Origin of the sequence: Bradyrhizobium sp. (assembly GCF_049581145.1) — a bacterium.
Classification (GTDB): Bacteria; Pseudomonadota; Alphaproteobacteria; order Rhizobiales; family Xanthobacteraceae; genus Bradyrhizobium.
In genome coordinates, this window is sequence record NZ_JBAURI010001009.1 from 1 (window position 1) to 13,958 (window position 13,958).

The 13,958-nt window shown below is 63.5% G+C and carries 16 protein-coding genes; 6 read left to right on the forward strand and 10 right to left on the reverse strand.

Annotated elements, in window-relative coordinates; translation table 11 throughout:
- Positions 1-986 (forward strand): FHIPEP family type III secretion protein (locus tag WCB02_RS32730; protein ID WP_423964865.1); only part of this gene is annotated, 986 nt, incomplete at its 5' end.
- A 298-nt stretch (positions 987-1,284) separates the two neighbouring features.
- Positions 1,285-1,485: a hypothetical protein gene (locus WCB02_RS32735; protein ID WP_423964867.1), complete on the forward strand. Its 201-nt coding sequence runs from the start codon at positions 1,285-1,287 to the stop codon at positions 1,483-1,485.
- A 177-nt stretch (positions 1,486-1,662) separates the two neighbouring features.
- Here the strand turns inward: WCB02_RS32735 and WCB02_RS32740 are convergent, their stop codons facing one another.
- The 4 genes from WCB02_RS32740 to fliI form a co-directional block, all read right to left on the reverse strand.
- Positions 1,663-2,532, reverse strand: coding sequence for an anti-sigma factor (locus WCB02_RS32740; RefSeq protein ID WP_423964869.1), 870 nt, complete (start codon positions 2,530-2,532; stop codon positions 1,663-1,665).
- Positions 2,533-2,586: 54 nt separating this feature from the next.
- Complete coding sequence (locus WCB02_RS32745; RefSeq protein WP_423964872.1) at positions 2,587-3,132, reverse strand: sigma-70 family RNA polymerase sigma factor; 546 nt, start codon at positions 3,130-3,132, stop codon at positions 2,587-2,589.
- A gap of 363 nt (positions 3,133-3,495) precedes the next feature.
- Positions 3,496-3,915, reverse strand: coding sequence for a flagellar export protein FliJ (gene fliJ / locus WCB02_RS32750; RefSeq protein ID WP_423964874.1), 420 nt, complete (start codon positions 3,913-3,915; stop codon positions 3,496-3,498).
- Between the two features lie 108 nt (positions 3,916-4,023).
- A complete protein-coding gene (gene fliI / locus WCB02_RS32755; RefSeq protein WP_423964876.1) occupies positions 4,024-5,349 on the reverse strand; it encodes a flagellar protein export ATPase FliI in 1,326 nt (441 codons plus the stop codon).
- Between the two features lie 422 nt (positions 5,350-5,771).
- On the opposite strand from fliI, the gene ctrA reads away from it, so the two are divergent.
- Positions 5,772-6,473 carry a response regulator transcription factor CtrA gene (ctrA, locus tag WCB02_RS32760; protein WP_423964878.1) on the forward strand — a complete coding sequence of 234 codons (702 nt, stop codon included), beginning with the start codon at positions 5,772-5,774 and terminating at the stop codon, positions 6,471-6,473.
- Between the two features lie 127 nt (positions 6,474-6,600).
- Here the strand turns inward: ctrA and WCB02_RS32765 are convergent, their stop codons facing one another.
- Positions 6,601-6,822, reverse strand: a complete 222-nt coding sequence (locus tag WCB02_RS32765; RefSeq protein WP_423964880.1) for a hypothetical protein — start codon at positions 6,820-6,822, stop codon at positions 6,601-6,603.
- A gap of 65 nt (positions 6,823-6,887) precedes the next feature.
- On the opposite strand from WCB02_RS32765, the gene WCB02_RS32770 reads away from it, so the two are divergent.
- The 3 genes from WCB02_RS32770 to WCB02_RS32780 are packed head-to-tail and all read left to right on the forward strand — an operon-like array spanning position 6,888 to position 8,582.
- Complete coding sequence (locus WCB02_RS32770; RefSeq protein WP_423964882.1) at positions 6,888-7,178, forward strand: hypothetical protein; 291 nt, start codon at positions 6,888-6,890, stop codon at positions 7,176-7,178.
- 27 nt (positions 7,179-7,205) lie between these two features.
- A complete protein-coding gene (locus WCB02_RS32775; RefSeq protein WP_423964884.1) occupies positions 7,206-7,415 on the forward strand; it encodes a hypothetical protein in 210 nt (69 codons plus the stop codon).
- Positions 7,416-7,424: 9 nt separating this feature from the next.
- The gene (locus WCB02_RS32780; protein WP_423964886.1) at positions 7,425-8,582 is read left to right on the forward strand and encodes a glutathionylspermidine synthase family protein; all 1,158 of its coding nucleotides are present in this window, start codon (positions 7,425-7,427) and stop codon (positions 8,580-8,582) included.
- Between the two features lie 23 nt (positions 8,583-8,605).
- On the opposite strand, the gene WCB02_RS32785 is transcribed toward WCB02_RS32780, so the two are convergent.
- The 5 genes from WCB02_RS32785 to WCB02_RS32805 all read right to left on the reverse strand — a co-directional run.
- Positions 8,606-9,469 carry a CheR family methyltransferase gene (locus tag WCB02_RS32785; protein ID WP_423964889.1) on the reverse strand — a complete coding sequence of 288 codons (864 nt, stop codon included), beginning with the start codon at positions 9,467-9,469 and terminating at the stop codon, positions 8,606-8,608.
- Positions 9,466-10,635 carry a protein-glutamate methylesterase/protein-glutamine glutaminase gene (locus tag WCB02_RS32790; RefSeq protein ID WP_423964891.1) on the reverse strand — a complete coding sequence of 390 codons (1,170 nt, stop codon included), beginning with the start codon at positions 10,633-10,635 and terminating at the stop codon, positions 9,466-9,468. Before WCB02_RS32790 ends, WCB02_RS32785 begins: the two co-directional genes overlap by 4 nt.
- A gap of 76 nt (positions 10,636-10,711) precedes the next feature.
- Positions 10,712-11,077 (reverse strand): response regulator, encoded by a 366-nt coding sequence (locus tag WCB02_RS32795; RefSeq protein ID WP_423964893.1) that lies wholly within the window; start codon positions 11,075-11,077, stop codon positions 10,712-10,714.
- Between the two features lie 62 nt (positions 11,078-11,139).
- Entirely contained in the window at positions 11,140-11,610 is a 471-nt protein-coding gene (locus tag WCB02_RS32800; RefSeq protein ID WP_423964895.1) for a chemotaxis protein CheW, read from the reverse strand.
- Positions 11,611-11,622: 12 nt separating this feature from the next.
- On the reverse strand, positions 11,623-13,958 hold a 2,336-nt coding region (locus WCB02_RS32805; RefSeq protein ID WP_423964897.1), incomplete at its 5' end, for a hybrid sensor histidine kinase/response regulator.

A 13,958-nucleotide genomic window follows, 5' to 3' on the forward strand; every position in this document is an offset into this window, starting at 1 on the left:
GCTACGCGCTGCTGCCGCTGGTCAACGGCCCCGACGGCACCGACCGTCTGACCGAGCAGATCAAGGCGCTGCGCCGTTCGCTGGCGATCGAGATGGGATTCGTGATGCCGGCGGTGCGCATCCTCGACAACGTGCAGCTCGAAGCCAACACCTATGTCATCAAGATCAAGGAAGTCGACGCCGGCACCGGCAAGATCTGGCCCAACCAGTTCATGGTCATGGACCCCGGCGGCGGCCAGGTCGCCGTACCCGGTATTCACACCACCGAGCCGACCTTCGGTCTGCCGGCGACCTGGGTCGACGCCAACCTGAAGGAAGAAGCCTCGCTGAAGGGCTATACCGTGGTCGATGCCGCGACCGTGCTGTCGACCCATCTCACCGAGCTGCTCAAGGCCAACATGTCGGACCTGTTGTCCTATGGCGAGGTGCAGAAGCTTTTGAAGGAGCTGCCGAAGGAGCAGGGCGAACTGATCAAGGACATCGTGCCGGCTCACGTCACGATCTCGGGCATCCAGCGCGTGCTGCAGCTCTTGCTGGCCGAGCGCATCTCGATCCGCGATCTCTCCACCATTCTCGAGGGCATCGCCGACGCGCTGGCCTTCTCGCGCAATCCGGCGACCATGGTCGAGCACGTTCGCGCCCGGCTGGCGCGGCAGATCTGCTCGCAAAATACCTCCCATATGGGCTATCTGCCGCTGATCGCGCTGTCGGCGAAATGGGAGCAGGCCTTCGCCGAATCGCTGGTCGGCCAGGGCGAGGAACGCAGCCTTGCGATGCAGCCGTCGAAATTGTCCGAGTTCATGACGGCGGTGCGCGACGGTTTCGAGCGGGCCGCGCGCGAGGGCGAGGCCCCCGTGCTGGTGACGTCGGCGGCGATCCGTCCCTTCGTCCGCTCGCTGGTGGAGCGCTTCCGGGCGCAAACCACGGTGCTGTCGCAGGCCGAAATCCATCCGCGCGCCCGGCTGAAGACGGTAGGAAGCGTGTAGGACGAAGCACTTAGCCGCCTGTGCTTTTCCGCCACAGGCAAACGATTTCTGGTTCTTGGCGGCGAAGCCGCCAATTTTCGGCCAAACAGCCTAAATACATATCAATGTATTGAAATTATTCATCTATTTATATATTGCGTCAGTTTTTGATCGCGGATCTTCAAGTCTTTTCACCGACTTGTGATCAGCCCTTTGGAACGAACGGGTCGATCCCCACGTTTGGTCGTGCGAGACGTTGAACCGGCGTGAGACCCAGTTCGACGAATGAAGCGAGAAGGACGACGGGCAGGAGGCTTCCGTGAACCATTCGATCTACAGCGCAGATCGCTCGACCCATCTGAAGATTGTGGTTGTGGCGTTGGTCGCTGGCATCGCAGTGGCTGGCCTCGGCATTTCGGCGCGCACGACTTCTGACGACGGTTACACACAGACGGCACGCGTCATCAAGGCGGGCAAGCCGATGACGGTCAGCAGTTCGGACGCGATGACGGTCCGATAGAGGAGTTGCGATAGAGGAATTCAGGAATTCACGCGGCGCTTTACCAGCCCCCCAAAGTCGCTGCGTGGATATGTAGACGACCCAAACCCCAAGTCGACTACCGAAAACGCCCGCTCCCCACGGGCGTTTTCTCTTTGGGGGGTCTTTTTGTACGGATTGCCTGCGCGCCTCGCGCGACTAAGCCGGCGGCACCGTCTGGATCAGCCTGCCGGCAAACACCGGCGCAGAGTGCGGCACGCCATCGGGGGATCCGCCGGCCTGTTCGATCGTCACCGCATAGGTGGCATTGTTGATGACGTCGGTATCGTAGGACGCCAGCACCGGTCGCGTGGTGAAGTCGCCACTGCCGATGATGCCGAGCGAGCGTGGCCGCGGCAGCTTGTCGGAGATCAGCCACAGCTCATAGCTCTTGCCGGGTTCAGGAGAACTTGCGCCGATCTTGCGCACCGTGAAGGTCTTGGTCGCGCCGTCGACGGTCAGGATGAAGGCGGGCATGCCGCCCTGGCCTTGCAGCAAGGCGACATATTGCGCCGAGGGGACCGGGGTCGGCGCCGGAGTCTTCACCTCGACGACCCGGGTTCTTGGCTTGGGACGGAGCGCATCAGGCAACAGATCGGGCGCAAAGAGCTCAAGGCCGATCATGGCGACCAGCGCCGCTGCGAGCGCCGAAGTCAGCCGGGCGACACCGCGCCAACGCCTGGCCTGGCTCGACAGCAAGACAACGCTGTTGTCGGCCACCGGCGTGGCTGGTGCGATGACTTGCTCCGGCGGCGGTGGGGGCGGCGGCGGCGGCGCCGGCAGGACGATGGGTTGTTGCGGTTCGGCAAGGCCCGCCGCGGCCTGAATCCGCTCCCAGAGTTCTGGCCGCGGCTCGACCGCGCCCACCATCTGGTTCAGCACGCCGAGCCTGTACTCCCAGGCCCGCACGATCGCCGTGAAGTCCTGGTCGACGGACATCATGGTTTCGGCTTGCGCGCGCTCATCGGCGTCGAGGGTGCCAAGGGCATATTCGGCCGCGAACGCAATATGATCTTCGTCGTCGTCCATGATCTCACAGTCCAAGATCTTCCAAAGTCCAAGATCTTCCAAAGTCCAGGATGCCTAAAGCCCAAGGCACTCACGAATATCCAGCATGCTGCGCCGCAGCCACGTCTTCACCGTATTGACCGGAGTCCCGAACTTCTCCGCCAATTGCTCCCTGCTCCAGCCGTTGTAGTAGGCCAACAGGACAAGCTTCTGGCGATCCGGCTCCAGGCGGCCGACGCATTCGAGCAGGCGCTTGAGCTCTTCGGTCATTTCCCGACGCGCCAGCGGATCCGGACTGTCGGCCGCGACTTCCATCGCGGCCGGCTCCTCTTCGATCGAGGTCTCGCTTCGCTTGCGCACCACATCGATGGCGCGATTGCGGGCGATGGACGCCATCCATGTGATCGGCGACGACAGTCCCGGGTTGAACTGGCCGGCGCTGTTCCAGATCTTGACGTAGGTCTCCTGAACGACCTCCTCTGCGAGATCCTGTCGCCGCAAGATACGAAGCACCACGCCATAGAGTTTCGCGCGCGTTGCGGCGTAAAGGCGCTCAAAAGCGACCTGATCCCCCTTCGCGACAGCGGCGATCAGCCAGACCAATTCAGCCGGCGTCAGCATTCAGCGTCCCCAAAAAACCGCGATGCCCCCATCGCTCTCGCACACACCGCGACCGCGGTTAAGACCTGTCGTAGCATAGCCTGCGCCAGACCGGTCTACCAAGTCGCCGCGAGGGCGCTTTCCTGCGAGGGCCGTCCGCGCTGCACCTTGAAAAATGCTTCCAAAACAAAAGCAGGCCCGCGTCCGGGTGCGATCGGGACCGAAAAGGCCCTTGGGTGCGGCGGCTTGTAGCACACACGGAAATCCGGACCCGCTGTCCGACCACCCTGCCTGGAGCACCGGTCAGAACGCCCGGCAAGAAAAAGCCCGGACCTTGTGGGCCGGGCTTGTTGCGGGCTCAAGCAGGTTGGAGTCGTGGAGCCGTCACACGATCACCCCAAGACGCGCGCGCATCAAGCCGATACTGTCGAGATCGGCCTGTTCGCGGGCGCTCTCCTCGGCGCGCTCGCGCGCCTGGTCGCGTTCGTCGAGCAGCTCGACCTTCTTCAGCTCCTCGAAGGCCTCCGCTAGCAGGGCCTTGGCGTCTTCGAGCTGGATGCGCAGCTCGTCGGCCGAGCGGGTCAGATTTTCACGGCGCTGGATCGCGGCCTTGGCATAGGTCGGATAGGCGAAGTGCGCGGGATCGTTGATCCCGGCGCGCTCCTGCTCGTTGAGGATTTCGCGCTCAAGGTCAACCGACATGCGCTGGAAGTCGGCTATCATGCCCTCGATCTGGGCGACCCTGCGGCGCTTCTCGTCGACCTGAAACTTCTTCAGGCGGATCAGCGTATCACGTGACTTCATCGACTCATACTCCCCAGAAGTCCCAACCTGAACGCGGGACGGGGCCGGCTTCCTCGCGGGTTAAACCGGCATTTATCATCGTCTGCCGCGGATCATGGCTCGACAAAGTTAGCGTTCCGTTTCCAAACGCCCGACGATCTGCTCGAGCCGGCGGTATCCGTCGGCCAAATTGGACACCTCGTCCTTGGCCTGGCGCAGGAATGCCTCCAGTGGATCGTGCAGCCGGATCGCCTCGTCGACTTCGGGACTGGAACCGGCCCGGTAGGCCCCCAGCCGGATCAGCTCCTCCATGTCGGCATAGGTTGCCATCACCCGCCGCCCGCGCTGAATCACCGGCAAAAACTTCGGATCGGCCGATTTCGGCATGGTCCGGGACACCGATTTGAGGATATTGACGGCCGGGTAGCGGCCGCGCTCGGCGATCGCCCGCTCCATCACGATATGGCCGTCGAGGATGCCGCGGACCGCGTCCGCGATCGGCTCGTTATGGTCATCGCCGTCGACCAGAACCGTAAAGATGGCGGTGATGGTCCCCTTACCCGCGCCGGGCCCGGCGCGCTCGAGCAGTTTCGGCAATTCCGTGAACACGGTCGGCGTATAACCCTTGGCGGTCGGCGGCTCGCCGGCCGAAAGACCGATTTCGCGCTGCGCCATGGCAAAGCGCGTCACCGAATCCATCAGGCACAGCACGTCCTTGTCGTCATTGCGGAAATATTCCGCGATCGCGAGCGTGAGGTACGCCGCCTGGCGCCGCATCAAGGCCGGCTCGTCCGAGGTCGCGACCACCACCACCGAGCGCGCCAGGCCTTGGTCGCCGAGATCGTCCTGCAGGAATTCCTGCACCTCGCGGCCGCGTTCTCCGACCAGGCCGATCACCGTGATATCGGCATCGACATTGCGCGCCAGCATCGACAGCAGCACCGATTTGCCGACGCCGGAGCCGGCAAAAATGCCGAGCCGCTGACCGCGGCAGCAGGTCAGGAAGGTGTTGAGCGCACGGACGCCAAGGTCGAGCGGGCGGCCGACGCGTTGGCGCGAATGCGCCGGCGGCGGCGCATTGCGAAACGGCATCGGGGACGGCCCTTGCGGCAGTGGCCCCTTGCCGTCGATGGGCTCACCCATGGCATTGAGGACACGGCCGAGCCAGGCCGGCGACGGCCGCACCTGGCTTGCCGAATTGGCAATCACCGCGCGGCAGCCCCGCCGCACGCCTTCGAGGCCGGCGAACGGCATCACCACCGCATTATTGCCGGAAAAACCAATGACTTCGCAGGGAATGAAGCGGTTGCTGCCGGTATCGATCACGATTCGCGCGCCGACCGACATCGCGTGGATCGGTCCTGCGATCTCGACCATCAAACCGCGGACACCGACCACCCGGCCATATATATTGATGCCGTCGATGTCGTTGATTTGCTCGGCCAGCGCTTTCATTGGAAAAAGGCCTTCATTGGGAAAAGGCTTTCATCGCGAAATGGCTTTCATTGCGAAAACCTTAAGTTTCGGCGCATTTCCAGCCCAGGCTTAACTTCGTGTTTACCCGCGTCGTTAATCATTGCGTCACTTGTCTTTGGGTGACTGAAACCGCTCGGCTGCTTCGCCATGAACAGTTGAGTCGCGAGAGTCGGTTAGATTTGACTCTTAATGTGGATCTTGAACGGGAATTGGTACGAAAAACTGCTTGCATGCAATATCTTAGGGCGATTCGCGAAAAATTGCACTTAAAGAGCTTGCGGACATAAATCAGTTTTTGTTAACCATGTATCGTCAGGATCCGAATCAGTTGTTCAAAGGCGTTTTGAGTGCCGCAGGTGCGGCCGACCTGACGCCCGGAGCGGCGACTATGGGGAACTGGCATGCGCGTTTTGCTGATTGAAGATGATAGCGCCGTCGCGCAGTCGATCGAACTGATGCTGAAGTCCGAGAGCTTCAACGTCTATACGACGGACCTTGGCGAAGAGGGCGTCGATCTCGGCAAATTATACGATTACGACATTATCCTGCTCGACCTCAACCTGCCCGACATGTCCGGCTACGACGTGCTCAAGCAGCTGCGGGTCTCCAAGATCAAGACTCCGATCCTGATCCTCTCCGGCCTGGCCGGCATCGAGGACAAGGTCAAAGGCCTCGGCGTCGGCGCCGACGACTACATGACGAAGCCCTTCCACAAGGACGAGCTGGTTGCCCGCATCCACGCGATCGTGCGCCGGTCCAAGGGCCATGCCCAGTCGGTGATCCAGACCGGCGATCTCGTGGTCAATCTCGATACCAAGACGGTCGAGGTCGGCGGCCAGCGCGTGCATCTGACCGGCAAGGAATACCAGATGCTGGAGCTGTTGTCCTTGCGCAAGGGCACCACGCTGACCAAGGAAATGTTCCTGAATCATCTCTATGGCGGCATGGACGAGCCGGAATTGAAGATCATCGACGTCTTCATCTGCAAGCTGCGCAAGAAGCTCGCCAACGCGTCCGAAGGCCGCAACTTCATCGAAACCGTCTGGGGCCGCGGCTATGTGCTGCGCGAACCGCACGATCAGGACGAGCGCATTCCCGCCTGATCCAAGGGATTTCAGCTCCAGGATTCTACTTCAAGGGTTCTACCCGCGAGCCGGTCGGCTCGCTCCTCCCAGACTGGACCCCGCCGCAAATGGCGGGGTTTTTGTTTTCGGGACCCGGAGCCGAAACCTACGCCACCGGCACCGCGGCGAGCGCCGCGATGATGTCATAGCCTTTGGGCACACCCAGCCCGCTGCAGGCGTTCCAGGCGGGACCGGCGTCAAAGCCTTTTCCGGCGACGCGGTTGTTGCCCGGATTGATCGCGCGAAAGAGCGCGCGATTGGCGTAGAGCGCGGGATTGACGAAACCGAGCGGTTCGCGGCATTCGCCATCGCAATCGGCGCTGCCCAAGGCGGCGCCGCAGCGCTGGTGCCGTTCTTCCGTTCATCGCCGGCGGCAAACAACACGCTGACATCGTGCCTGTGCGCGTCGGCGAGAACCGCTTGCATGGCGTCGCGGCCGTCTTCTGTCCAGAATTTTTTTCCCCAACTGACGGAAGCGACCTGCGGCCGGTTGACCTTGTCGAACACCGCTTGCTTGATCGTTTCAGTGAGGCGCCTCGCCTCGCGGCGGCTTCGGCTCGTTTGCCGCGCCGCCTTCGGCTTTTCGGCGCGGAGTTGACGCGTTTACCGGCACGTTGCCCTGAAATCACCGCGTTTGGCTTGCCAGACTGGGTTCCGTTCAGCGAGAATTATCTGTTTGGGTAATCGTGCTTGATCTGTTGGGGGCTGCTTATGAAACGTTCGCGTCGTGTCGTGCTGACAATGATGGGAAGCGCCGCGATCGGCGCGGTCTCCATGGGTTTTGCGCGACCGGACCATTGCGGCCCGGGCTTCACGCTGGAGGCTGGCCCGGAGAAGCCTTTTTGCCGCGCGATCCATGGCGGCTTCGGCCGCACGATGCATCACGTTCACGGACATGGTCACGGCCACGCCGGCGGCTAGGTCCGAGGCATGCAACGCATCGACTGCCGCGAGCGTGACGACTGGCGTAGCACCGCCGAAGCCTGCGGCTTTGATTTCCACACCATCGATGGCGAACGCTACTGGGACGAGCGCGCCTATTATGCGTTCACGCTGGAAGAGATCGAGCAGAAGATCGAAGCCCCGACCGGCGAAATCGAGGCGATGTGCCTCGAACTGGTCGGCCGCGCCGTCAACGACGAACAGTATCTCGAGCGACTGAAGATCCCGCAAGCGTTCTGGCCCTTGATCGCGGCCAGCTGGCACCGCGATGATGGCAGCCTATACGGCCGGCTGGACCTGAGTTTCGACGGCCAAGGCCCAGCAAAGCTTCTGGAATATAACGCCGACACCCCGACCTCGATCTTCGAGGCCGCGGTGTTTCAGTGGTCATGGCTCGAGCAGGCCACCGAACGACGGATCATCCCGGACGCCGCGGATCAGTTCAACTCGATCCATGAGCGCCTGATCGAGGCCTGGACAAAGCTCGGCGGCGGCCGTCCGTTGCATCTCACCGGCACGACCGGACATCCCGAGGACGCCGGCACGCTCGCCTATCTCGCGGACACCGCAGCCCAGGCCGGTCTCGCGACTACGCTGATCGACATCGAGGAGATCGGTTGGCGCGAACAAGGCGGCTTCGTCGATCTCGACAATCGCGACATCGAGCTCGCCTTCAAGCTCTACCCCTGGGAATGGATGTTCCGCGACGCATTCGGCGCGAAGCTCAAGGAAGCGCCGACGCGCTGGATCGAGCCGCCATGGAAGGCCGTGCTCTCCAACAAGGGCATCCTGCCCCTGTTGTGGGAGATGTTTCCCGGGCATCCCAATCTCTTGGCCGCGTTCTTCGAGGACGACCCGCGGGCCAGCGAGCTTGGCGCCTCTTTCGTGCGCAAGCCGCTCTATTCACGCGAAGGCGCCAATGTCACGCTGATCAGCGAGGGCGCGCCCTTCGCCGCGCAAGACGGGCCCTATGGGGCGGAGGGTTTCGTTCGGCAGGCGTTCGCGAGCTTGCGGAGTTTCGCGCGGCAATATCCGGTCATCGGCAGTTGGCTGGTCGATCACACGCCCTGCGGGCTGTCGATCCGCGAGGACGCGAGCCCGATCACCGGCAACAGCTCCCGCTTCCTGCCGCACGCCATTCTTTGATTCCCAGGGCGCTTGGCGGAGCCTCAGCGCGCCGCGACCACCCTCAGCCCGTGCGATCCGGCGCTCACATTGGCGCGCGCGAGATTCGGCTGGTAGAGCCCGCGTCTGTCGGGATACGGCCTGAACGCGTCCGATATGCCGACCACCGATTCGGCCGCGCCCAGCATCAACATGCCGTCGGGTTCGAGCACCCTTGATATCCGTTCGAAGATACTGGCCTTGGTGTCCTGATCGAAATAGATCAGCACGTTCCGGCAGAAGATCACGTCGAACTTGCCCAGATGGGAGAAGTCCTGCAACAGGTTGAGCTGGCGATGCTGGACCATGCCGCGGATATCGGCATTGAGCTGCCAGACCTCGCCCAATTGGGTGAAATGCTTCACCAGCAACTGGATCGGCAGGCCGCGCTGCACCTCGAACTGGCTGTAGATCCCGGCCCGGGATTTCTCCAGCACTTCCTGCGACAGGTCGGTGGCGACGATCTCGATCCGCCAGCCGGCCAGTGCCTGAGCCTTTTCCTTCAGGCACATCGCGATCGAATACGGTTCCTGCCCGGTGGAGGACGCCGCCGACCAGATCCGCAAGGCGCGGCGGTTTGCGCGCGCCTGCAGCAGGACGGGCAGCACCGTGTCGCGCAGATGATCGAACGGAATCTTGTCGCGGAAAAAGAATGTCTCGTTGGTGGTCATGGCCTCGACCACCTCCGACGTCAGCGCCTCCGCCCCGCTTCTGATCTTTTGCACCAGATCGGGGATCCCGGCGAGACCGGACTTGCGCGCCAGCGGCACCAGCCGGCTTTCGACCAGATATTGCTTGTCGGCTGACAGATCGAGACCGGAACGCTCTTTCAGGAGCTTGCGCAGATACTCATAGTCCAAAGGCGTCACGAGCGGTCTCCCGCGAACAACCGGACCAGTTTCGCCGCGATCTGGTTGAGCGGCAGAATGGCGGCGCAGATGCCGGCATGAGCGGCAGCACCTGGCATTCCCCAGACCACGCTGGTGGCTTCGTCCTGGGCGATCACGCTGCCGCCCGCAGCGACGACCTCCTTGCCGCCGCGCATCCCGTCCGAGCCCATGCCGGTCAGCACCACCGCGAGCGTGGCAGCCTGCCAGACTTCGGTGGCCGAGGTGAACATCGGATCGACGGCGGGTTTACAGAAATTGACCGGCGGACCGTCATCGAGCGCGATCGTCGCGTCCACACCATGGCGCACCACGCGCATGTGACGGCCACCGGGCGCCAGATAGATCTGCCCCGGCTTGATGATCTCGCCATCGATGGCTTCATGCGCCGGCCTGTGGCTCGAGCGCGCCAGATGCTCCGCCAGGATCGTGGTAAAGGTCGGCGGCATATGCTGGGTGATCAGCACCGGGAAACGATCGATCACCGGACCGAGTTCGGTGACCAGCGCCATCAGGGCTTGTGGACCGCCGGTTGATGAACCGATCAGAAGCACGCGTGGCGCCTGGCGGCCGAAGGCACGCTGCGCCAATTGAGGCTGCGCGGCCGGCACCGGCCGCGGCGACACGGGCCTGTCGGTTGCCTGCGACGATGTCGGCGGCAGTGCCGGGCTGGTCGGAGCCGGGGCCGACCGGCGCAGCTTGGCCCCCAGCGAACGGATCTTCTGGATCAGGTCGTGGCGGAAGATGTCGGCGGCGTGCGGCTCGCGGGTGGTTTCCGGTTTCGGAATGTAGTCGGACGCCCCGAGCGAAAGCGCCTTGAAGCTGATCTCGGCGTTGCGCCGGGTCAGAGTCGAGGCCATGATGATGATAAGGTCGCGCTTTTTCGCCAGCAACTGCGGCAGCGCGGAAATGCCGTCGAGTTCCGGCATTTCGATATCAAGGACGGCGACGTCGGGCCTGACGCGATCGAGCTGGTTGACGGCTTCGAGCCCGGTCCGCAGCGAGGCCGCGACCACCATGTCCGGCTCGGAGGCGATCCAGCGAGAGATCAATCCCCTGATGACGACGGAGTCGTCGACCACCATTACACGCAACGGCTCTTGCCGTGTTGCCTTCGGGGGAGAGGAGCTTGCCAACGCGACAGTCATTGTTCACCAAAGGCTCAAGCGGCAATACAGAAATCAAACGCCGACAGCCATTGAGCCACCGGATCGAAGCGGCCGGTCAGATCAGGCCCACTTCCTGGAACTTTGCCGTGACGATGTCCTTGTCGAACGGCTTCATGATGTATTCATTGGCGCCTGCGTGAAGGGCGCGGGCAATATGTGCGACGTCGTTCTCGGTGGTGCAGAACACCACTTTGGGCGCATCGCCGCCGGGCATGCGGCGCAGATTGCCCAGGAATTCGTAGCCGTCCATGTTCGGCATGTTCCAGTCGAGCAGGATCGCGTCCGGCAGCGCATGCTTGCAGACCTCCAGCGCCTTCGCACCGTCCTCGGCTTCGACGATCTGGAAATCCAGGCCTTCCAGGATGCGCCGTGCGACCTTGCGAATGACGCTCGAGTCGTCGACCACCAGACATGTTCTCATTTCAGCCTCTCAAGATCCCGCTTGGGATATTTCCATTGGTCATCATCTGCCGTCGCGCGGCATCATGCGGCCTTTGCAGCCGTCGCGAGTTCGAGAACACGATCGACATCGAGGACGACCATGAGGTGTCCGTCGAGGCGATGGACGCCGCCGGCGAGCTTGGCCATGCGGGGATCGAGGTTGACGGGGTTTTCCTCGCGGCCGTCGTCGGGCAGCCGCAGCACCTCGCCGATATGGTCGATCAGCAGGCCGTAGGATTCGCCGCGCAGGTCGACGCCGACCGCCATCGGCGGCTTGCCGTCGTCGTTCTTGGGCAGCCCGAGGCGGGCGCGCATGTCGACCACGGTGACGATGCGGCCGCGCAGATTGAGCACGCCCGCGATCTCCTGGGAGGACAGCGGCACCCGGGTCAGCCGTTCCGGCATGAACACGTCCTGCACCCGCGAGATCGGCAGCCCGAACAGCTGTCCGCCGATCACCGCGGTGACGTATTCGGCCATCTGGCCCTCGCCGGTTTGCGTCTTGCTGGTCATCGCATGCTCTCCTTAGGCCGCCTGGTCGACGTCGTGGGTCTGCTCTTTCAGCGCCGCGATCAGGCCGGGACGATCGAACTTGGCGACGTAATCGTGGAAGCCGGCCTGCCGGCCGCGCTCGATCGCCGCCGGCGACACCAGCGAGGACAGCGCGATGATCGGCATCTGGCTCAGATGCTGGTCGGCGCGGATGCTCTCGGCGAACTCGAATCCGTTCATGTCGGGCATCTCGATGTCGGTCAGCACCACATTGAACTTCTGCCCCGAGCGCAGCGCGGCGAGCCCCTCCTGCGCGTTGGGGGCGACCCGCACCTTGTAGCCGGCGGCCTTGAGCACCGGCGCCAGCATGTTGCGGAAGAACGCGCTGTCGTCGACCAGCAGCACCGATTGCGCGGTCGCGGACGGGCTCATCTCCTTGCGGGTGAACCAGTCGGCGAACGCCATCGGCAGGAAGTGGCCGACATCGATCACCTCGGTGGCCAGGCCCTTGATCACGGCCGAGCCGAGGATGCCCGGCTTGGCGCCGGCGACCTCGATGTTGAGCCGCTCCTCGACGATGTCGATGATCTCGTCGACCACCAGCCCCATCGAGCGCTTGTCGTCGGCGAACACCAGGATCGGCTGGGCGCCGGAGGTCTTGACCTCGACGCCTTCCATCTGCACCAGCGGCATCAGCTGGTCGCGGTACTGCACCATGTAGCGGCCGTTCGAGAGCTCGATCTTGTCGGCGGCGATCTCCTCCAGGCGGGTGACCAGCGCCAACGGCACCGCCTTCGGCTGGGCGGAACCGGCGCGGAACACCAGCAGCGAGGTGGTCTGCTCGCCGGAATGCGCGTGATGGCTGGCATGCTCGTCGGCGATTTCGTGGACGGCATTGCCGGCGGCGCCGAGCGCCTTGGCGATGCCGTTCGGGTCGATGATCATGATGACGGCGCCGTCGCCCAGGATGGTATTGCCGGAGAACATGTCGATGTGACGCAGCTTGGTCGACATCGGCTTGACCACGATTTCCTCGGTGTGGAACACGCCGTCGACCACGATGCCGAAGGTCTGGCTGCCGACCTGCGTCACCACGATGAAGCCGTTCTCGGGATCGGACGAGGAGCCGTCGTCGATGTGCAAGAGCTTCTTCAGGTGCATCAGCGGCAATAGCTTGTTGCGCAGCCGCAGCACCGCGGTGTCCTTGATGCGCTCGATGCGGTGCTCGGAATTGGCGCGCGCGCGCACCAGTTCGACGACCGCCAATTGCGGAATCGCGAAGCGGTCGCCGCCGGCTTCCACGATCAGGGCCGAAACGATCGCAAGCGTCAGCGGGATCTTGATGGTGACGGAGGAGCCCTCGCCGGCCACCGACTTGATGTCGATGGTGCCGCCGATCTGGTCGATATTGGTGCGCACCACGTCCATGCCGACGCCGCGGCCGGACACCGAGGTGATGGCGGCGGCGGTCGAGAAGCCCGGCGCAAAGATGAACTTGTGGATCTGGGCTTCGGTCATCTTGTCGAGCTCGGCCTCGCTGACGAGGCCGCTGGAGACCGCCTTGGCCTTGATCCGCTCGGTGTTGAGCCCGCGCCCGTTGTCGGCGATGCAGATGATGATGTGGCCGCCCTCGTGATAGGCGGACAGCCGGATGGTGCCCTGCTCGGGCTTGCCGGCGGCGGCGCGCTCGGCCGGCGTCTCCAGGCCGTGATCGGCGGAGTTGCGCACCATGTGGGTGAGCGGGTCCTTGATCAGATCGAGCACCTGGCGGTCGAGCTCGGTGTCGGCGCCGTGCATCTCGAGCTCGATCTGCTTGCCGAGTTCGCCGGAGAGGTCGCGCACGATGCGCGGCAGCTTCTGCCAGGCATTGCCGATCGGCTGCATGCGCGTCTTCATGACGCCTTCCTGCAGCTCGGCGGTGACGTTGGACAGCCGCTGCAACGGCACCTTGAACTCGGTGTCCTCGTTGCGGCGGGAGATCTCCAAAAGCTGGTTGCGGGTCAAGACCAGCTCCGAGACCATGGTCATCAGGTGTTCGAGCGTGTCGACATTGACCCGGATCGACTGGTTGGCGACCTTGTCGGCCTCATGCACTTCGGTCTCGGACACAGCCGACGGCTTCTTGACGGCGGGTTTTGCCTCTTTCGGCTTCTCGGCCGCGGGCTTTTCAGCCGCCGCCGGCTTGATCGCTTCAGGAGCCGGCGCGGGCGCAGGCGCCGAGCGCTGCGTGAGCTCGACCTCGGTGGTGCGGAAGGCGCGTTCCAGTTCATCCAGCGACACTTCGCCGGGACGCAGCGGCCGTTCCAGGGTCTGCGCGATCAGCGAGCCCTGCACCACCGCGCGCGCAGCAGGTGCAGCGACAACGGGGG

Bases quoted from the DNA above. Each gene is read 5' to 3' on its own strand.
- fliI (WP_423964876.1), bottom strand. From the start codon at position 5,349: ATGAAAGCGCTGGCCGAGCAAATCAACGACATCGACGGCATCAATATA.
- ctrA (WP_423964878.1), top strand. From the start codon at position 5,772: ATGCGCGTTTTGCTGATTGAAGATGATAGCGCCGTCGCGCAGTCGATC.
- WCB02_RS32775 (WP_423964884.1), top strand. From the start codon at position 7,206: ATGAAACGTTCGCGTCGTGTCGTGCTGACAATGATGGGAAGCGCCGCG.
- WCB02_RS32790 (WP_423964891.1), bottom strand. From the start codon at position 10,635: ATGACTGTCGCGTTGGCAAGCTCCTCTCCCCCGAAGGCAACACGGCAA.
- WCB02_RS32740 (WP_423964869.1), bottom strand. From the start codon at position 2,532: ATGGACGACGACGAAGATCATATTGCGTTCGCGGCCGAATATGCCCTT.
- WCB02_RS32795 (WP_423964893.1), bottom strand. From the start codon at position 11,077: ATGAGAACATGTCTGGTGGTCGACGACTCGAGCGTCATTCGCAAGGTC.
- WCB02_RS32780 (WP_423964886.1), top strand. From the start codon at position 7,425: ATGCAACGCATCGACTGCCGCGAGCGTGACGACTGGCGTAGCACCGCC.
- WCB02_RS32800 (WP_423964895.1), bottom strand. From the start codon at position 11,610: ATGACCAGCAAGACGCAAACCGGCGAGGGCCAGATGGCCGAATACGTC.
- WCB02_RS32745 (WP_423964872.1), bottom strand. From the start codon at position 3,132: ATGCTGACGCCGGCTGAATTGGTCTGGCTGATCGCCGCTGTCGCGAAG.
- fliJ (WP_423964874.1), bottom strand. From the start codon at position 3,915: ATGAAGTCACGTGATACGCTGATCCGCCTGAAGAAGTTTCAGGTCGAC.